Source organism: Brevibacillus sp. NPDC058079 (assembly GCF_042885155.1).
Classification (GTDB): Bacteria; Bacillota; Bacilli; order Brevibacillales; family Brevibacillaceae; genus Brevibacillus.
Window position 1 is genome coordinate 183218 of record NZ_JBHVSO010000001.1, and the last position, 18149, is coordinate 201366.

An 18149-nucleotide genomic window follows, 5' to 3' on the forward strand; every position below is an offset into this window, starting at 1 on the left:
ATGCACTGCAAAGGAATATGAATGCGAGATGCAAAATTTTTTTGCTTGTCTGATCGGATTGGACCGACTTTGTGGGGTTTTCCTATTTGGCATCGTTCTTGCTAGATAATTTTAGCAAGTGATCTTGAAGGAGGCTAACGACATGAGTAAAACAAACGTGGTTATTGAACAAACAGAAAAATTTGGTGCGCACAACTATCATCCGCTACCGATCGTTATTTCCAAAGCAGAAGGCGTATGGGTACACGATCCGGAAGGCAATAAATATCTGGATATGCTGAGTGCATATTCTGCGCTGAACCAAGGGCATCGTCATCCACGTATCATCCAAGCTCTGAAAGATCAAGCAGATAAAGTAACGCTCACTTCCCGAGCTTTTTACAATGACCAACTGGGTGAATTTTACGAAAAGCTCTCTGCCGTGACAGGAAAAGAAATGATCCTGCCAATGAACACTGGTGCAGAAGCAGTAGAGACAGCACTCAAAGCGGTTCGTCGCTGGGCTTATGACGTGAAAAAAGTACCAGAGAACCAAGCAGAAATCATCGTATGTGAAGGCAACTTCCATGGTCGTACTGTCACAGTAACTTCCTTCTCTTCTGCAGAAGAGTACAGACGTGGCTTTGGACCATTCACGCCTGGTTTCAAAATCATTCCTTATGGCGATATCGAAGCGCTTAAGCAAGCGATTACACCGAATACAGCAGCATTCATGCTGGAGCCAATCCAAGGGGAAGCAGGCATCATCATTCCGCAGGAGGGCTACTTGAAGCAAGCACAAGAGGTATGTAAAGCAAACAATGTACTCTTGGTCAGCGATGAGATTCAAACGGGCTTCGGTCGCACAGGTAAAATGTTTGCCAGCGATTGGGAAGATGTAGTACCAGACATGTACGTCATGGGGAAAGCTCTTGGCGGTGGCGTGTTCCCAATCTCCGCAGTAGCAGCAGATAAAGAAATCTTGAGCGTGTTTGAGCCAGGCTCCCACGGTTCTACCTTTGGCGGAAATCCACTAGGATGTGCAGTTGCTGTTGCAGCTATGGATGTATTGGCTGACGAAGGTCTTGTACAGCGCTCCCTGGAAATGGGCGCATACTTCATGGAGAAATTGAAAGAAATCAACAACCCAATCATCAAGGAAATTCGCGGTCGCGGTCTGTTCATTGGTTTGGAGCTGACAACAGCGGCTCGTCCATATTGCGAAAAACTAAAAGAACTGGGACTCCTGTGCAAAGAAACACATGAGACAACCATTCGCTTTGCACCGCCACTCGTCATCAGCAAAGAAGATCTGGATTGGGCAATTGATCGCATCAAGCAAGTTCTGCACGTGACAGAAGCTGCAAACGCATAATAGCAACGACAAAAGCCATCCTGTACAGGGTGGCTTTTTTTCTTGAGGGTTCTTTATGACAGAATAGTCACATCATTCGTTCGACAATTTTCGACTGACTGTGGATAAATGGAAGAAAACATCCACAAAGGAAATGCTTGGATACTTATAAGTTACACACAATTTACCCACATGTTACCAACAAGATGTCCACATTGCTTGTGGATATCCGAACGATTGTTCGATACAAATGCATCTGTTACAATGGGCTCATATGAGAGATGGAGGTGAGCAAAGGTGAAATACTTAAGTGACCAAATGTTGATAGAAGTATATCATCGAGCTGTCGACCTTCAACTAGATGCAGCTTTTATCGAATTGCTTCGCGAAGAACTACAGCATCGGAATATCCGTATCACGCAGTTCAGCGCCTAAGAGCAAAATTATCACACATACGTAACATATGGCAAAAGCCATCCTCTTTTATCGAAGGAGGATGGCTTTTGTTATCTTACGCTTACTTGGTAATAAACTCCAAAGCGGTAATTCCTTTGATCGGTGCTTCATTTGCCAGCAACACTTCCGGCAAATATAAGTACACAGGACCATCTTCTTTAATAGGCTTGCCGTCTTTGGAGAATTGTAGGATGGCTCTTCTTGCCTCAGCAAGTGGAAGAACGATTGCTTCCTGATCCCCGCGGTGAAGACGGACATGAGTCACCTCTGGTAGGGGCTCAGCGTTTGTAATGAAGGGATCGAGACGGATTCCGTAATCGCCTTCGAGCACTTTACGTTCTTCTGCTAAGCTTTTTCGTTCGGAAGGAAGCGTAGCCCCCTCGCGCAATTCCTTATCCCACTGCGTCCCCGTGCCAGCCAAATACTTTGCTTGTGTAGCTAGCGAGCTATCATCTTCGCCCGAGTATGTTTTCAGATCGAATTTGCGTTCATCAAAAACCCAAACGGTTGGATCCAATGTAATGGGGAAAGCAATAGCCCCTTTGAACACGATAACATCAGACATACGTCATTCCTCCGTGATCATTCGTAGTCAATCTCTATATTACTATAGACTCGCAAATGACAGCAATTATCCAAAAAGCGAAAATTTCATAAAATAGTCTAAAAATTATTGACATGCATTTTGTAGATTATATAATCATATTAGAAAGTTATTATGTGAGAGTGAACTTTGCCTATGATATTTGAGTTCCTACTAAAAAGTTGGGGTCAGATAAAAGGCATTGTGTACAAGCCTTTCGATTCTTGGAAAGGCTTTCACGAAAAAAGGGAAGCTCACTTCGTCTTTCTCCCGCTGAACCATCAACGGCGATGAGCGCTAGAGAAGGAAGACCACATCATTCATCCCGAGGATGGTTGCAAAGCCGCAGAAACATTCAGGGAATTCAAACGACTTAGGGGGCGAAACTATGGCGAAAGGCACGAATGTGCAAGCAGATCTGATGAAGCAAAAAGGTATCCTAAAATGGATTGAAACGGTAGGGAATAAGCTCCCGCATCCATTTGTATTGTTCATTATTTTGTGTGGTGTATTGATGGTAGTCTCAGCAATCCTCGCAGCCATGGACTTTTCGGTTATGCATCCTGCTAAAGGCGAAGAGGTTGCGGTTAAGAGTTTGCTTAGCGTCGAAGGTATTCACTGGATTTTAACGAGTATGCTGAAAAACTTTATTGAATTTCCAGCACTTGGTCTCGTTCTGGCGATGACGCTTGGAATTGGACTGGCAGAAAAAATCGGTCTTTTGACGACTGTTCTACGCAAAATGATGGCAGGCATTCCGGCATCGGTTGTCAGTTATGCAATTGTCTTTGTCGGTATATTAGGAAATCTTGCTTCTGATGCAGCCATGGTTATTATTCCTCCGCTTGGCGGTCTTGTGTTCTTGGCAATGGGGCGTCACCCGATTGCAGGTTTTGCAGCTGGTATGGCTGGTGTATCCTCCGGTTTTACAGCGAACTTTTTCATTGCCGGTACAGATGCTCTCTTGGCAGGGATCAGTACCGAAGTAGCGAAAACGATTGATCCGAATGCAATGGTTACACCAGTAGATAACTGGTTCTTCATGTCAGCTTCCGTTGTCATCCTCGCTTTTATTGGTGGATGGATTACCGATAAAATTATCGAACCACGCCTTGGCACGTATCACGGCGATCGAAACGTACAATTCGAAGAAGTAACTCCTCAAGAAAACAAAGCACTGCGTAAAGCGGGTATCGCAGCGTTGATTTTCGTAGTCATTGTAGGATTGCTGGTCGTTCCAGAAGGTTCACTGTTGCGTGATCCAAAGACAGGTGACTTCTTGACATCACCGTTTTTGAAAGGGATCATTCCCATCATCCTGTTGTTCTTCGTGACCGTATCGTTTGTATACGGTAGAGCAATGGGACTGATTAAAACATCGAAGGACATTCCGCATTACATGTCCGAAGCAATCAAGGATATGTCCGGCTTTATTGTGTTAGCGTTTACAGCAGCGCAGTTCATCGCGTTCTTTAACTGGAGCAACATTGGTATTTTGATGGCTGTCAATGGCGCAGAAGTCATGACAAACATGGGCTTGACGGGCTTGCCGATCATTATTGCCTTTACACTTTTCACGGGTATCTGTAGCTTGTTTATCACGAGTGGTTCAGCGCTGTGGGCGATCCTGGCACCTGTATTCATGCCAATGCTGATGCTGTTAGATTACAATCCGGCGTTTATCCAAGTCGCTTATCGGATTGCGGACTCTGCAACCAATACGATCTCACCTGTGAATCCGTACATCCCGCTCTTCCTGGCTTTCTATCAGAAGTATAATAAGAATGCAGGAATGGGAACGATTTTCTCTACCATGACTCCGTATGCAATCGTTTTCCTGGTGGTTTGGATCTTGCAATTGACAGTGTGGTACTTCCTGGATCTCCCATTTGGTCCTGGCGTATACGCTCGTTAATCTATTCTTTAGTAAGAAGAGAGTCGCTCATCAGGGCGGCTCTTTTTTTCGTACACCAGAAGCTTGGACAATTGGAAAAAGACGGTTTATGCTGTGTGTATGTATGTGAAGGGAATAAGGGAGGGAACGAAAGTGTACGATTTTGATCAGCGCATCGAACGCAGAGGGACAGATAGTGTCAAATGGGAGATTCAGAATCCAAAAGTGAATGGTGAAGGAATGCTTCCGCTGTGGGTAGCGGATATGGATTTTGCTTGCGCTCCTGAAATCACAGAGGCACTGATCAAACGAGCGAGTCACCCGATATACGGATACACTTTAAAGTCAAATGCCCTTTACCAGAGCTTGAAAGAGTGGATACACAAGCGATTTGGTGTAGAGGTAGAAGTGAGTTGGATGACAGGGATACCTGGAGTTGTTCCCGGCATTCACGTAGCGGTAGAGGCGTATACAGCCCCGGGAGACGGTGTCTTGATCCAGACGCCTGTGTACCATCCTTTTTATCATGCAGTCGAAAATCGCGGACGTCATGTCGTTACCAGCCCACTATTGGAGCGTGACGGCCGTTATGAAATGAATTGGGATGATCTCGCACAAAAGCTGAGCGACCCGCGGGTGAAGCTCATGCTGCTCTGCACACCGCACAATCCGATCGGGCGAGTATGGACCAGAGAAGAGCTGGAGCGCTTGGGAAGGTTGTGTGTAGAAAATGGCGTGCTTGTGGTTGCCGATGAGATTCATTCGGATTTGGTCTATGAGCCGAATGTTCATACGCCTTACTATTCGCTGGCACCGGAATTAGCCAATCAGAGCGTTACCTTTCTATCAGCCGCCAAAACGTTTAATTTAGCTGGTCTGTATACTTCCTATTTGATGACAGAAAATCCGCAGTTATTGCGGAACTTCTCCATTACAGCGTCCAAAATGGGCTATGAGAATCTGAATCTGTTTGGGATGGAAGCAACGATCGCAGCCTACCAACATGGAGAAGCATGGCTGGAAGAACTGTTGATCTATTTACGTAAGAATGCAGCCTATGTGCATGAGTTTTTATCGACTCGTATTCCTGGGGTATCCATGGCCATTCCAGAAGCGACATACTTGGGGTGGATGGATTTTAGACAGCTAGGACGTAGTCAGGCGGAGTTGAACAAGCTCATTCGCGAGGAAGCAAAGCTTGGCTTACACGATGGCACCACGTTTGGGCCGGATGGTGCAGGGTTTATGCGAATCAATTTTGCTTGCCCGAGATCGATTCTAGTCGAAGCGATGGAAAGATTGGAGCACGCCGTGCAGAAGTAGGGATAATTTGACATGTCCCATGTAGAAACCTACAATCGAATCTGTATACATCGACGTAATAGACTGAGGGGTTTTTCGATGGATTTGAAACAAGCGTCCGAACAATTGGAGCAAGTACGCAACCAATCACTTAAGTATACAAACAAGGGGAGTGTTGCTTCCTACATCCCTGAATTGGCAAAAGTCGATCCACATCAATTGGGAGTGGCTGTATGCTTGCCCGATGGGACGATCCTTTCTGCTGGTGATGCAGATGTGCCTTTCTCGATGCAAAGTATCTCCAAGATATTCTCTCTGATCGTCGCCTTATGCCAGAACGGGAAGGAACACGTGTTTCGGCATGTGGGGAAAGAACCAACTGGAGACCCGTTTAATTCGATTATTAAGCTCGAGACGACCGAATCCCATAAACCACTGAACCCGATGATCAATGCAGGAGCCATTGCGGTTGCGGGCATGATTCGCGGTGCCAACGTGGACGAACGGCTAGATGCTGTGATGGCATTAATGCGGAAAATGACGGGGAATCCTCATCTTTCTATCAATCAAGCTGTTTATTGTTCTGAAAAGAAAACGGCTGATCGCAATCGTGCCCTCGCTTGGTTTCTAAAGGACAGCGGCATTCTGGAAACGGATGTAGAAGAGACGCTTGATCTGTATTTTCGCCATTGCTCGATAGAAGTGACAGCGAAGGAAGTAGCTACACTAGGGATGGTGCTAGCAGCAGACGGAATTCTCGTGAATACAGGTGAGCGAGTGATTCCAGAAGAAGTAGCGCGAATCTGCAAGACCTTCATGGTGACTTGTGGGATGTACAATGCCTCTGGTGAGTTCGCGATTGACGTAGGAATCCCCGCGAAAAGTGGGGTTGCAGGCGGTATTATGGCAACAGTGCCACATCGTATGGGGATTGGTGTGTTCGGTCCATCTTTGGATGATAAAGGAAATTCAGTAGCTGGTGTCAAGCTGTTGGAGCTGCTTTCAAAAGAGTGGAAGCTTGGTATCTTTTAGCTTCTTGCAGTTGATCTGTCTTCTCCCCTTTTCAAATGGCCCAGAATCGCGTACTATGTATGATAAGGATGGAGGCAAACGGAGGGATAGGTTTTGACAGAAATTAAGGTTCCCGATCTGGAACAAAAAGCGCTAGCGTTGCTTCAAGCAGACGCCGACAAAATTTACAAGCTGATCGACGTACAGATGGAAAACCTGACCATGCCGCAGTGCCCACTGTATGAAGAAGTGCTGGATACCCAAATGTTCGGGCTTTCTCGTGAAGTAGAGTACGCGGTCCGCTTAGGACTGATTAGCGAAGACATTGGTCGAGAAATTATGGGTTCATTGGAACGTAAATTGGCCCATCTTCATGAACTGTTTAATCAAAAGTAAGGCGAGGAGAGCGGCGATTATCCTCGCTTTTCATTTTGTTGAATGAAAAAGTACTTGCCTATTTCGTATATTTATATTAAATTAAAGTCTATAATTTTTTATTAATTTTGAAATGCAATGACGGAGACTAGTATGCGGAATCACCGCTTGTCAGGGAGAAGCTGCCTTAGACTGAAAGCAGCTTTGAAGCGCGCCCCGTAGAATTCCCTCCTGAGCAGCCCTCTTAATGGCTTTTTGCCTAGTAGGAGGAATCGGGTCATTCCCGTTATCAATGATGGAGAGAAGTGCGTAGGGAATCTGTATCCCGTGCACTTAATCAGGGTGGTACCGCGAATAACTCGTCCCTTTTTTGGACGGGTTTTTTTTATTTTCGCAAGACGCCCAACAATCGAATTATAGAAACAAGCAAGGAAAGAGACTAGTAAACGGACCTGCTACATGACAGGGAAGGCTGCCATAGACTGAGAGCAGCCTGATGTAAGCCCCGTAGAATTCACTCTTGAGCTGACCTCTGAACGCAGGCGCCGCCAGTAGGAGAGTCCGGGTCATTCCCGTTATTAATGACGAAGCGAGGCATCGCCAATTGGGGATGTCTAAGTAGGGTGGTACCGCGAGAAATAATAACTCGTCCCTTTTTGGGGCGGGTTTTTTTGTATCCATTTTTGAGCATAAAAGAATATCTTTGGAGGTTGAAAACTATGAAACAAGCCGAACAATGGACGAGCAGGCTCGGCTTCATCTTGGCAGCAGCAGGCTCGGCAATTGGACTGGGGGCCATTTGGAAATTTCCTTATATGGTTGGAACGAGCGGTGGTGGAGCGTTCTTTCTGCTATTCATCATCTTTACGCTAGCAATTGGTCTTCCGCTGTTGCTAGGAGAATTCACAATCGGACGCAGTACACAAAAAGAGGCGATCAGTGCGTATAAAACAATTGCGCCTGGGTCACTCTGGCATTGGATTGGTCGCCTTGGAGTGATCACCTGCTTCTTGCTCTTGTCCTTTTACAGTGTGGTGGGAGGCTGGATTCTTAGTTATCTTCTTCGCGGGTTTACTGGTCAATTGCAAGGGCCAGCTTATGATAAAGTATTTGGTGACGTTATCGGTGATCCTGTTGGTGCAGTAGTTGCCCAGTTGGTTTTCATGCTCATTACCGCATGGGTAGTAGCGAGAGGCGTACAGAGTGGAATTGAGTCTGCTAACAAGTACATGATGCCTGGTTTGTTCCTTTTATTCATGGTATTGATGGTTCGTTCCTTGACGTTGGATGGGGCTATGGAGGGCGTTTCCTTCTTTCTGAGTCCTGATTTTTCCAAGCTGACTGCTGAATCGATCCTGTACGCATTGGGTCAATCCTTTTTCGCGCTGAGCGTCGGGGTGTCCGTCATGGTCACGTACAGCTCGTACCTTGCCAAAAACGAAAGTCTGGTTCGTTCTGCTGGATCGATTGTCAGTTTGAATCTGCTCGTATCGCTGTTTGCTGGTTTGGCGATATTCCCTGCAGTCTTCTCCCTTGGAGTAGAACCAACAGCAGGACCAGGATTACTGTTTATCGTACTGCCTTCTGTGTTTGAACAAATTGCCTTCGGTAGCATTTTTCTGTTAATCTTTTTGGCTCTTTTCCTTTTCGCTACATTGACTTCGGCTTTTTCGATGCTGGAAATTATCGTGGCTTCTCTTGCAAAGGGGGACGAAACGAAGCGTAAACGTCTCGCTTGGGTGATTGGTCTGTTGATTTTTATCGTTGGTGTTCCGTCGGCTTTGTCATTCGGCGTATGGAGCGAGGTTACGCTGTTCGGCAAATCTATCTTTGATGCGATGGACTTTTTGGTCAGTAATATCTTGATGCCATTGGGAGCGCTGCTCATTGCGATCTTTGTTCCGCTGAAAATGAAGCGTGAGACCTTGATCAACGAGCTGGAGGCACATACTACTCTGGGCAAACGCATGTTTATCATTTGGCTGCTCCTGATTAAATATGTAGCACCTATCGCGATTCTCGCCGTTTTCCTGCAAATGCTGGGTATCTGGTAACAAAACGAAAGGCTTCGCCACAGAGGATGGCGAAGCCTTTGTTTTGTTCCTGAGCCCTACGCGAAGAAAAAGACTGTACCCAAAATAACATACACCGTCAAGAGAAGTACGCCTTCAAACCAGTTCGTGGCGCCATCCCGCGTGATGGAAATGGTAATAAAGGTAGCAACTCCGATCGCAGCCAATTCAAAGGTAGTGAACACGATGTCCATAGGATTGCCTAGCAAGAGACTGATGATGACGAGAGTAGGGGCTACGAACAAGGCAATCTGCAAGCTGGAGCCGATCGCGATTTCGACTGCTGCACCGATGCGTCCTTTTAGTGCCAAAAGCAAGGCAGCGCTGTGCTCTGCGGCATTCCCGATGATCGCAATGACAAAAGCCCCGACGAATAACTCCGACCACCCTAACGATTCGGAGACATGCTGTACACCCTCTACCAGCCATTCCGAGACAACGGCAACGAAAAAAGTGGAGACAGCAAGCATCAAGAGTGAGACACCCTTTGACCAAACCGCATCACTTTCTTGTGGCTCGATATCCGATAAAAAATCGCTGTGTGTAATCATTGAAAAGATGAGCCACAAAATGTAGGCAATGATGAGCAGGCTGGCGATGACGATGCTGATGATCTCCACCTTGATCATAGGCAAATCGAACATGAAGACGGCCGGTATGAACAAAGCGACGATCGCAAGTGTCATCAGCGAAGCATTGTGACTTGCCAGTCTGCTATTGAAGGTTTGTTCCTTGTACTTGAGACCGCCCAGTAACGTACTCAAGCCAAGAACCAACAGCATATTTCCGATGATCGCACCCGTAATAGAGGCTTTGACCATATCGAACAAGCCTTCTTTCACCAGAAAAAAGGCAATAATGAGTTCTGCGGCATTTCCGAAGGTAGCGTTAAGAAAGCCGCCGATTCGGTCCCCAGCATAATGGGCGACGCTCTCTGTCGATTTTCCGAGCCAAGCCGCCAAAAAAATGATGGCAAGAGAAGCCGTGACGAATTGGAACATTTCATTTCCAGAAAAATAGTGGGCGAAAAGAGCTAACAGCATGCTCCCGCCTACTAATGAAAAAAAGAGTTTCAAGTTCATTTCATCACCTCAGCAGTTTTTACTCATCCCTAAAACCTCATAGGTATAGAGTTCCTGTTCTGGACAAAACTAACCATGAACAAGAAAAGTGAGGTGTTTTTTATGACCCAGCCTTTGTTATGCCCGACATGTAAATCGAATCGGATGAGGTTCACTGTCATCGAGCAGACCCCTCGCTATATAAGACTCGACCCACAGTCAGGCGAAGTCGTAGCAGAACTCCATCAAGAACAGCTCGATATGTTTCACCAGCCGTACAAAGGTGAGAACTACATGATACAATGTGGAGTTTGTGGGACCACAGAACCGGAAGAGCGATTCGTCAAAATGGCCCAGCATATGCAATCACAGCGTTCGAAATGAGACTCGAAAAGGAAAACAGGCACGCAGCTTACGACTGTCGTGCCTGTTTTTTATGGAATGCTAGCGACAAAAAATGTGTCTGCCGATCTTTTTGATTTGAGGGCGGCTCCAAATCCAACCGGATGTAGCTGTATCCGGGTTGAAATAATAAATGGCTCCGTCTGATGGGTCCCAACCTTTGAGCGCATCATTCACTGCTTTTTTTGCCTGCTCGTTCGGTGCTAGCCAAATTTGACCATCCGCCACGGCTGTAAAGGCACGCGGTTCGAAGATAACCCCCGCGGGTGTATTGGGAAAGGCTGCGTTCTTCGTCCGGTTTAGAATGACAGCCGCCACTGCCACTTGGCCGATGTAAGGCTCTCCACGCGATTCTCCGTAAACAGCATTCGCCATCAAACGCAGGTCATTCTCCGATATTCCGGCTGCGTGATAAGTAGGCTTAGAGGGCTTAGGAGGCGTAGAAGGCTTCGATGGTGCAGGGGTTGCGGTTTGTGGCGCCCCGAGATCAGAAGCAGTGGGCTTATAATTTTTCGTTGCGTTATACAGCTTTACTTTTGTCTGCGCTCCGAGGACACCGTCTATGGTTAAGCCAAACTCATACTGAAAGTTACGCAACGCCCAATAAGAACGCCACCCGAATACGCCGTCTACTTTTCCCGTATAAAAACCAAGGTGCTTCAAGCGATACTGCATCTCACGCACGTCTGAGCCTTCTGCCCCTACTTTGACGATCTGCTTACTGAATGCATCTGAGCGCAACGGAGATACCATAACCGCAGTCGTAACCAGAAGTGCGAATACTACTACAGCTAGCAGCCATTTGACAGGCTGTTTCATTTCTTACCCTCCTTCGGGTATGGATTTGAATATCAGTTGAATATTGTTAGGTTCTCCAACTTCCGTCATTTTGGCCTTAGTAAAATATTGGAGAATGCGTAGACTACGAGTAATGTATTTGCACTTTAGTACTGGAAGGGGAAGATTTTGATGCAGGTCGCGCAATATTTGACGGAACAATTGATCAGATGGGGAGTAAAACGAATATACGGGGTGGCAGGTGACGGAATCTTTGCGTGGCTGGATCAGATCGCGAAGCAATCCGGCATTCAATATATTGCTTGCAAGCATGAATCTGCTGCGGCCATGATGGCAAGTGCGGAAGCAAAACTGACGGGAAATCCGGCTGTTTGTACCGCGACGATGGGGCCGGGTTTCGTCAATCTGCTGAATGGACTTGCAGATGCGCATACAGATCGCGCACCTGTCATTGCGATTACGGGTCAAGTGGAGACATACAAGCTGGGTGGCGCGTACAAACAGTTTATCTCACAAGAAGACATGATACGTCCCATCAGTTTTTATTCGACGACGATTACGCATCCAGATGCAATCCAGAGTGTTTTGCACAAAGCATTTGTAACGTCTATGCAGCAAAAGGGCGTGAGCCATCTCTCCATTTGCAAAGACGTCTTTACGCAAACGACTTCAGATGCTGTTCTTCCAGCACTTCCACGTATTCCACATGCCATTTATCCAGATCGGATGGAGATCGAACTCGCTTGCGAGCAGGTTGTGAAGGCGCAAAAGCCTCTCATACTGCTTGGTATCGGTGCCCGCAAGTCGGCGGATTCGTGTGTAAAGCTAGCGGAACAGCTAGGGGCAGGCGTGTTGCTGTCGCTCGGAGCAAAAGGGGCGGTAGATGAATCTCATCCACTTGTGATCGGCGGATGGGGAGAGGGGGGCAGTGAAACAGCTTTACATGCCTTAGCGGAAGCCGATTTGTTGCTGATTTTGGGAGCGAGCTGGTTCCCGCGCGCTTTTTTGCCAAAGAAACTGTCCGTCATTCAAGTAGATCATCAGCCTGGGTCGATACATGCACATCCCTACCTCCAGTCTGTCACTGCTGAATTGGACGATGTCCTGCCTATCTGGATGAGACGCTTGCAATCGCGCAGGATGGACGATGCGTGGCAGGAACAGATCAAGCGGTGGCATGAAGAGTTTGGCGAGGAGACAGAGCAAGCGGTCATTCAACAAGCGAGTGAACAAGTAAAACCACAAACCTTGATGAATACGCTTGGGGGCGTGGTCAATGAAGATGCGATTATCGTCCTAGATACGGGTGAGCACACGATCTGGTTTAATCGGGCGTTCCGTGGGAAAAAACAGACCCCACTCTTCTCCGGGAAGTGGCGAACGATGGGATTTGGGTTGCCTGCGGCTGTGGCTGCAAAGCTAACCTATCCGGAGAAGCAGGTCGTCTGCGTAGCTGGAGATGGGGGATTGCAAATGAATCTGGCAGAACTTATGACAGTGGCAGAGCTCCAACTTCCGATTGTGATTCTCGTGGTGAACAATGGGACATTAGGATTGGAAGAGGTCAAAATGAGTCAGGCGGGCTTGATCCCTTTTGGAGTAAAATTGCATAATCCAGATTTTCAACAATTGGCGAATGCTTGCGGAATCAGTGGTAAGGTCGTCAAAGAGGTACATGCTTTAGAGCCGGTATTGCGGGAGGCGTTTGCTGCAGATCAGTTGACACTCGTCGACATTCATTGCACGTCTCCGACACTAACGGAGAGAAAAAAACAAATTTCCTTCCAAGCCCAAGCATGATTTGTTTATAATGAAAGAAAAGGGAAATGAAACCAGTGGGTGAAGTACGAAACGGGCGAAGAGGAGGACGTCCTGATGGCTGACAGGCTTGGCGAAATCAGAGTAGCAGATCAGGTGATCGCGATCATTGCTGGTGTTGCTGTAGAAGATGTGTTGGAAGTCACAGTTCGTTCAGGCGGAATCTATCAAGATTTGGCGAAAAAGCTGAATGGCGGCGCGAAAGGCATTACCGTATCCGTAATAGACGACAGAGTCACCATTGACATGCGTGTGTCCGTCCGTTATGGGGCGCAGATCCATCACGTCTGTCACGTCCTACAGGAAAAAGTAAAAGAAGCAGTGGAAACATTGACTGGTCTTTATGTGGAAGCCGTGAATGTACGGGTGGAAACAATCGAGCTCCTTCGAAATGAGTAAGAAAAAAGGGATACTGGACGCATCCGGTATCCCTTTTGTTTCTTACATGGCATAGGGTTGTTTTTGTAATTGCTCTTCTACCTTTTGGCGACTGACTTCCCGCGAAATACTGAGCAAAAAGCCAGTGGCGAGCAGACATACGAGTAAAGAGGAACCACCATAACTGATAAACGGCAAAGGTACACCTGTCAATGGAATCAAACCCGTTACTCCGCCAATGTTTAGGATAGCCTGAATGGCGAACATGCTGACAACACCGATTCCTGCCAGACTGGCAAAGGTATCCTTTACGCGCAGACAAATATGGATACCGCGCAGTAGGAAAAGCAAGAAGATCAAGAGGAACACAGAGGCACCGATAAAACCAAGCTCTTCAGTCATAATTGAGAAAATAAAATCGGTATGCCTCTCGGGCAGATACAAATATTTTTGAATGCTTTTTCCAAAGCCTGTCCCAGTCAGACCGCCATGTGCAATTGCAATCCAGGATTGAATGATGTTGTAGCCAGTGCCATCCATATCACTCCACGGATCGAGATAGGAGTAGATCCGATTCAAGGCATGGGGCTTTGCTGTAATGTATACCAATAGTGCAACAGTCACAGTTGGTGCACCGAGACCGACTAGATGACGGATTTTGGCCCCACCACAGATCATGACAATCAAAGCGCATCCGAGCAAGATGGCGGCAGAACCGAGGTCGGGTTGGACTACAATCAGCATAAAAAACAGCCCAGTTACCATCAGTGGCGGCATCAAACCAGATTTCAACTTTTGTATCCCATTGCCTTTTTTGGAGATGATCGCTGCCAAGTACAGAATAAGACCAAGCTTGGCAAACTCCGCAGGCTGTAAGGTTGCAGAACCGATTTCAAACCACGATCGTGCTCCGTTAACTTGCTTACCAATCCCTGGAACAAGTACCAGGAGCAAAGAAAAGAAGCTGACGAGCGCAATCAATAAGAAATTTCTCTTATAAAAGGAGAAGGGAATGTTCATGGCCACCAGCATCCCAACGACACCAAGCAGCAAGAAAACCGATTGACGCTTCACGAAATAAAGCTCATCTCCGCCACAATAATCACAGCCGCCGCTTGTAAAACTGGTCAACGCGAAAATGGAGCTGGAGCTGAGCACCATGGTTATCCCAAACCCAACAAGTAGGGCGGTCAAAAACAGGAGCAAGAAGTCAGGTACGCCCCTCGTCTTCATAAAAATACCCCCCTCTACGTGAAACAGAGAGGGGATTCCTCTCTGTACACCGTGCCAATTCATTTTTTAGTGTGAGGACAGCTTTTCGCCCAGCATTTGCAGCTTTAATTTCGCTGTTTTTACAACGGAGTCTGGCATTGGGTAATCGTAATCCAGACCGTGTGGGAAAAGATGTTTGCCCATATAAGGATCTTCGAGCTTCAGGACAGCGTGCGTATCCTCAAGTTTGCCTTCTGTCACGTTCGCTTCGATGCGCAGGTAGAAGACAGTGCCTTTATCTTGGATTTTATAATCGTATGTAGCATGCTTGTAATCCCAGGCGCCGCGATCAAAGCCGAGTTCGCTCATGTAATGTTCCAGATCGGCGAAAAAGACTTCTTTCGTGCCAATCCCCGTGTCCTTAATGACCATTCTTTTTCCTCCTAAAAATGGGTGAGATATTCACTTATTAATCATAGTCTGTTTTTGGAAGAAGCGCAATATATCATACTCTTTCTTGCGCATGAAACGATAGCTGAGAGGACAAACTACAATCGTTGATTAGCAAAAGGAGGAGAATACAAATGGCGAAGCTGGAAAATCGCACACTGCGCGAAATTATGACAAAAGATGTCGCTACTGTGACGCTTAAGGATAATGTGTATGAAGTGGCTTGCAAAATGCGCGATTGGAATGTAGGGGTCATTCCGGTGGTGGATGAAAAAGATGATGTAATCGGGATCATTACGGACCGCGATATCGTCATTCGTGGCTTGGCTGAAAAGCATGAAGGCTCGACCGCCACAGAGGTCGTCATGACACGAGACATTATTCTTGGGGAACCTGGAACGACTGTCGATGAAGCGGCTAGGATCATGGCCCAGCATCAAATTCGTCGTCTGCCTGTTGTCGAATCTGGCAAGCTGGTCGGAATTGTGGCGTTGGCAGATATGGCTGTTCGTCAGTTTCACCAAGATGAGGCGAGTGACGCTCTCCAGCAAATTTCTGAGCCGGCGAGACATTAATAAGATAGAAGATAGAAACGAGCTGTCGGAAAGAATCCGGCAGCTTTTTTTCTTTCGTTCTGTACATTCACGCTGCGTCAAGGTTTATGATAAGGAAAGAATGATACAGGGAGAGAGTTCCATGCAAATCAAAGACATGGCCCATCGCTTGCAAATAACCCCGCGTGCGATTCGATATTATGAAGAAAAAGGGTTAATCAAGCCATCGAAAGCAGATGCGTCCGGGTATCGCCAGTTCACAGAGGAAGATGTCTGGAGGCTGCAAACCATCATTACACTCCGCGAGGTCGGGATGGCGGTAGAAGACATTCGGGAGCTCCTGATTCAAATGAAAGATCAGGAAGGAAGTCTTCTCCATTATTTAGAGCTGCAGCGCTCGTTTATGTATACAAGGTGGGTAGAAATGAGCAAGGTCATCCAAACGACAGAAGCGATGATTGAGCGGATAAAGGGTAGAGAATCGATTGATCCAGGAGAGCTGTTTACACTGGCAGAAGCGAACAAGCGATTGAAGCAGACAAGAGATAACTGGGTGGATCGATGGAATTTTAATGAATGGGCGGACCGCTACGACGAATGGGCACATGGCGGGAATGGTCATGAATCATACGAAAACGTACTAGATGAGGTCGTTGCGACAGTTGCGGTCAAACCGGGGGAGTGTGGTCTGGATGCTGGAACGGGTACAGGAAACCTCGCAGGGCGTCTCGTGAACAAAGGAGCTAGGATGAGCGGGTTCGACCAATCTCCGCAAATGCTGAAGCAATGCAGAGCGAAACACCCGGAGGTCGAGACGAAGCTGGGAACCTTTTTCGCGTTTCCGTTTTTAGAAAACCGATTTGACTTTGTGGCTACGAGTTACGCCTTGCACCATTTGACGGATGATCAGAAGCAGCTCGCCTTGGCGGAATGTCGTCGTGTGTTAAAACCAGGGGGGCGGTTGGTCATTGCCGATTTGATGTTTGTGGATCAGACGCATAGACAAGCTCATCTTGATGCCCTAGCGGAGGCAGGTCATACGAGAATGATAGCAGATATTCAGGACCGCTGTTATGCCGATCGCTCTCGATTGCTACAGGAGCTTGCCAATCTTGGTTTTACGAATGAAGTAAGACAGCTAGGTACCTTTACGCATTTGATCTTGTCTACTTGTAAGATTTGAACACGCATTTCACTTTTGGGCTCTTCCAACTACTGGCACGCGTCTAGCCTTTTGCATAGGCTGTAGCGAGAAGGAAAGGAGGACTCCACCATGGGTCTGCTCGACGGTTTTTTTGATCGCGAAAACGAGGAATTTATATGGATTATTATTGTCGTGGTCGTCCTGTTGTTCTTGTTTAGCGCTGATCGTGACTAAAATCTGGACGTATAGACAAAACGACCTTGCGTGAAGGTCGTTTTTTTCGTTAGGAAAAAAGGACTTCTATCTTGAACATTTGTACTTTTTTCTCTTCTATTGACCTGCGCTGGCAAATCCACTACGCTGGAAAACAATGCAACGTAGAAGAGGAGAACGAAGTCTATGAAACGATTAACCATATATCTGTTCGCACTGGTTCTTTTGCTATCGGCATGTGGATCGTCCGGCCAGCCAGAAGCTAACGGTGAGATAGATGCTGTGATCAAACGAGTGGTTGATGGCGATACATTCGAGCTGGACAGCGGAGAAAAAGTCCGTATGATTGGCGTAGATACCCCAGAGACAGTGAAACTCAACCATCCAGTCGAACCGTATGGGAAAGAAGCGAGCAATTACTCCAAGGAGCTTTTAACTGGCAAAAAGGTCAAGCTGAAGTTCGATGTAGAGCCCTATGACAAATACAAGCGTTTGCTTGCTTACGTATATTTGGAAGACGGCACCTTCGTCAATGAAAAGCTCGTTCGTGACGGCTACGCCCGGATCATGACAATCCCACCGAATGTAGCCCAAGCAGAGCTGTTCCTGGCAGCAGAGCGGGAGGCGCGGGAGCAGAATCGCGGACTGTGGGCTTTAGAAGGGCAGCAGACAGAGGCTCCTAAGGAAAAAGCCAAGCCCAAAAAACAGTCCAATAACAATACCGCCGCAGACACCGCGCCACCAGAAGGCAAGACCATCAAGGGCAATATTAACAGCAAAGGCGAGAAAATCTACCACGTTCCAGGCTCCGCTAGCTACGAGCAAACAAACGCGGAGATGTGGTTTGCGACGGAGGAAGAAGCGCAGCAAGCAGGCTTTCGGGCGCCAAAACGATAAGATATGCAAGAAAAAGTAGCAGCATAAATGGATAGGTAAGCCTCGTCCGCCTTGGCAGTCGGGGCTTTTTCATTGTCGAAAAGAATTCCAAAAATGTTACAGAACGATGTTGTATGATAAAAAGGTCAAAAGACCTATAGAAAATGCCGTTACATAAGAGGAAGGGATTATAAAATAACTTACATAGTTCACAGAA

The 18149-nt window shown here is 47.0% G+C and carries 18 protein-coding genes and 2 other annotated features; of the genes, 13 read left to right on the top strand and 5 right to left on the bottom strand.

Annotated elements, in window-relative coordinates; all coding sequences use genetic code 11:
* The first annotated feature begins 142 nt into the window (after positions 1-142).
* Both ACFVS2_RS00960 and sda read left to right on the top strand, forming a co-directional pair.
* Positions 143-1354 (top strand): ornithine--oxo-acid transaminase, encoded by a 1212-nt coding sequence (locus ACFVS2_RS00960; protein WP_007725858.1) that lies wholly within the window; start codon positions 143-145, stop codon positions 1352-1354.
* A 276-nt stretch (positions 1355-1630) separates the two neighbouring features.
* Complete coding sequence (gene sda, locus ACFVS2_RS00965; RefSeq protein ID WP_007725857.1) at positions 1631-1768, top strand: sporulation histidine kinase inhibitor Sda; 138 nt, start codon at positions 1631-1633, stop codon at positions 1766-1768.
* An 82-nt stretch (positions 1769-1850) separates the two neighbouring features.
* Here sda and ACFVS2_RS00970 read toward each other — a convergent pair whose 3' ends face one another.
* A complete protein-coding gene (locus ACFVS2_RS00970; RefSeq protein ID WP_390229922.1) occupies positions 1851-2354 on the bottom strand; it encodes a molybdopterin-binding protein in 504 nt (167 codons plus the stop codon).
* A 406-nt stretch (positions 2355-2760) separates the two neighbouring features.
* Between ACFVS2_RS00970 and ACFVS2_RS00975 the strand changes: the two genes are divergently transcribed.
* The 5 genes from ACFVS2_RS00975 to ACFVS2_RS00995 all read left to right on the top strand — a co-directional run bounded on the left by ACFVS2_RS00975 (position 2761) and on the right by ACFVS2_RS00995 (position 9008).
* Positions 2761-4287 carry an AbgT family transporter gene (locus ACFVS2_RS00975; protein ID WP_390229925.1) on the top strand — a complete coding sequence of 509 codons (1527 nt, stop codon included), beginning with the start codon at positions 2761-2763 and terminating at the stop codon, positions 4285-4287.
* Between the two features lie 132 nt (positions 4288-4419).
* A complete protein-coding gene (locus ACFVS2_RS00980) occupies positions 4420-5589 on the top strand; it encodes a MalY/PatB family protein (RefSeq protein ID WP_390229928.1) in 1170 nt (389 codons plus the stop codon).
* A gap of 78 nt (positions 5590-5667) precedes the next feature.
* Positions 5668-6600: a glutaminase A gene (gene glsA / locus ACFVS2_RS00985; protein WP_007725853.1), complete on the top strand. Its 933-nt coding sequence runs from the start codon at positions 5668-5670 to the stop codon at positions 6598-6600.
* Positions 6601-6693: 93 nt separating this feature from the next.
* Positions 6694-6975 (top strand): Fpa/YlaN family protein, encoded by a 282-nt coding sequence (locus tag ACFVS2_RS00990; RefSeq protein WP_007725848.1) that lies wholly within the window; start codon positions 6694-6696, stop codon positions 6973-6975.
* Positions 6976-7083: 108 nt separating this feature from the next.
* Positions 7084-7324: a binding site (T-box leader), on the top strand.
* Between the two features lie 50 nt (positions 7325-7374).
* Positions 7375-7611: a binding site (T-box leader), on the top strand.
* Between the two features lie 62 nt (positions 7612-7673).
* On the top strand, positions 7674-9008 hold the full coding sequence (locus ACFVS2_RS00995) for a sodium-dependent transporter (protein WP_390229932.1): 1335 nt from the start codon (positions 7674-7676) through the stop codon (positions 9006-9008).
* A gap of 56 nt (positions 9009-9064) precedes the next feature.
* Here the strand turns inward: ACFVS2_RS00995 and cax are convergent, their stop codons facing one another.
* Entirely contained in the window at positions 9065-10108 is a 1044-nt protein-coding gene (cax, locus tag ACFVS2_RS01000; protein ID WP_390229935.1) for a calcium/proton exchanger, read from the bottom strand.
* Positions 10109-10210: 102 nt separating this feature from the next.
* Between cax and ACFVS2_RS01005 the strand changes: the two genes are divergently transcribed.
* Positions 10211-10471 (top strand): hypothetical protein, encoded by a 261-nt coding sequence (locus tag ACFVS2_RS01005; RefSeq protein ID WP_017247929.1) that lies wholly within the window; start codon positions 10211-10213, stop codon positions 10469-10471.
* Positions 10472-10531: 60 nt separating this feature from the next.
* On the opposite strand, the gene sleB is transcribed toward ACFVS2_RS01005, so the two are convergent.
* Positions 10532-11308, bottom strand: a complete 777-nt coding sequence (sleB, locus tag ACFVS2_RS01010) for a spore cortex-lytic enzyme (protein WP_390229938.1) — start codon at positions 11306-11308, stop codon at positions 10532-10534.
* Between the two features lie 150 nt (positions 11309-11458).
* Here sleB and ACFVS2_RS01015 point away from each other — a divergent pair, with 150 nt between their 5' ends.
* A complete protein-coding gene (locus ACFVS2_RS01015) occupies positions 11459-13087 on the top strand; it encodes a thiamine pyrophosphate-binding protein (RefSeq protein WP_390229941.1) in 1629 nt (542 codons plus the stop codon).
* A gap of 75 nt (positions 13088-13162) precedes the next feature.
* Complete coding sequence (locus tag ACFVS2_RS01020) at positions 13163-13504, top strand: Asp23/Gls24 family envelope stress response protein (RefSeq protein WP_173620272.1); 342 nt, start codon at positions 13163-13165, stop codon at positions 13502-13504.
* Positions 13505-13546: 42 nt separating this feature from the next.
* Here ACFVS2_RS01020 and ftsW read toward each other — a convergent pair whose 3' ends face one another.
* Together ftsW and ACFVS2_RS01030 are read right to left on the bottom strand one after the other, a co-directional pair.
* On the bottom strand, positions 13547-14716 hold the full coding sequence (ftsW, locus tag ACFVS2_RS01025) for a putative lipid II flippase FtsW (protein WP_390229944.1): 1170 nt from the start codon (positions 14714-14716) through the stop codon (positions 13547-13549).
* Between the two features lie 66 nt (positions 14717-14782).
* Positions 14783-15127, bottom strand: a complete 345-nt coding sequence (locus ACFVS2_RS01030; RefSeq protein ID WP_048032475.1) for a YugN family protein — start codon at positions 15125-15127, stop codon at positions 14783-14785.
* Between the two features lie 152 nt (positions 15128-15279).
* On the opposite strand from ACFVS2_RS01030, the gene ACFVS2_RS01035 reads away from it, so the two are divergent.
* The 3 genes from ACFVS2_RS01035 (at position 15280) to ACFVS2_RS01045 (ending at position 17953) form a co-directional block, all read left to right on the top strand.
* The gene (locus tag ACFVS2_RS01035; protein WP_390229947.1) at positions 15280-15720 is read left to right on the top strand and encodes a CBS domain-containing protein; all 441 of its coding nucleotides are present in this window, start codon (positions 15280-15282) and stop codon (positions 15718-15720) included.
* A gap of 121 nt (positions 15721-15841) precedes the next feature.
* Positions 15842-16882, top strand: a complete 1041-nt coding sequence (locus ACFVS2_RS01040; RefSeq protein WP_390229950.1) for a MerR family transcriptional regulator — start codon at positions 15842-15844, stop codon at positions 16880-16882.
* Between the two features lie 360 nt (positions 16883-17242).
* Entirely contained in the window at positions 17243-17953 is a 711-nt protein-coding gene (locus ACFVS2_RS01045) for a thermonuclease family protein (RefSeq protein ID WP_390229953.1), read from the top strand.
* The last annotated feature ends 196 nt before the right edge of the window (positions 17954-18149 follow it).

Bases quoted from the DNA above. Each gene is read 5' to 3' on its own strand.
- sleB (WP_390229938.1), bottom strand. From the start codon at position 11,308: ATGAAACAGCCTGTCAAATGGCTGCTAGCTGTAGTAGTATTCGCACTT.
- glsA (WP_007725853.1), top strand. From the start codon at position 5,668: ATGGATTTGAAACAAGCGTCCGAACAATTGGAGCAAGTACGCAACCAA.
- ACFVS2_RS01030 (WP_048032475.1), bottom strand. From the start codon at position 15,127: ATGGTCATTAAGGACACGGGGATTGGCACGAAAGAAGTCTTTTTCGCC.
- ACFVS2_RS00975 (WP_390229925.1), top strand. From the start codon at position 2,761: ATGGCGAAAGGCACGAATGTGCAAGCAGATCTGATGAAGCAAAAAGGT.
- ACFVS2_RS01040 (WP_390229950.1), top strand. From the start codon at position 15,842: ATGCAAATCAAAGACATGGCCCATCGCTTGCAAATAACCCCGCGTGCG.
- ACFVS2_RS01045 (WP_390229953.1), top strand. From the start codon at position 17,243: ATGAAACGATTAACCATATATCTGTTCGCACTGGTTCTTTTGCTATCG.
- ftsW (WP_390229944.1), bottom strand. From the start codon at position 14,716: ATGAAGACGAGGGGCGTACCTGACTTCTTGCTCCTGTTTTTGACCGCC.
- ACFVS2_RS00995 (WP_390229932.1), top strand. From the start codon at position 7,674: ATGAAACAAGCCGAACAATGGACGAGCAGGCTCGGCTTCATCTTGGCA.
- ACFVS2_RS01005 (WP_017247929.1), top strand. From the start codon at position 10,211: ATGACCCAGCCTTTGTTATGCCCGACATGTAAATCGAATCGGATGAGG.
- ACFVS2_RS01015 (WP_390229941.1), top strand. From the start codon at position 11,459: ATGCAGGTCGCGCAATATTTGACGGAACAATTGATCAGATGGGGAGTA.
- ACFVS2_RS01020 (WP_173620272.1), top strand. From the start codon at position 13,163: ATGGCTGACAGGCTTGGCGAAATCAGAGTAGCAGATCAGGTGATCGCG.
- ACFVS2_RS01035 (WP_390229947.1), top strand. From the start codon at position 15,280: ATGGCGAAGCTGGAAAATCGCACACTGCGCGAAATTATGACAAAAGAT.
- ACFVS2_RS00970 (WP_390229922.1), bottom strand. From the start codon at position 2,354: ATGTCTGATGTTATCGTGTTCAAAGGGGCTATTGCTTTCCCCATTACA.
- ACFVS2_RS00960 (WP_007725858.1), top strand. From the start codon at position 143: ATGAGTAAAACAAACGTGGTTATTGAACAAACAGAAAAATTTGGTGCG.
- cax (WP_390229935.1), bottom strand. From the start codon at position 10,108: ATGAACTTGAAACTCTTTTTTTCATTAGTAGGCGGGAGCATGCTGTTA.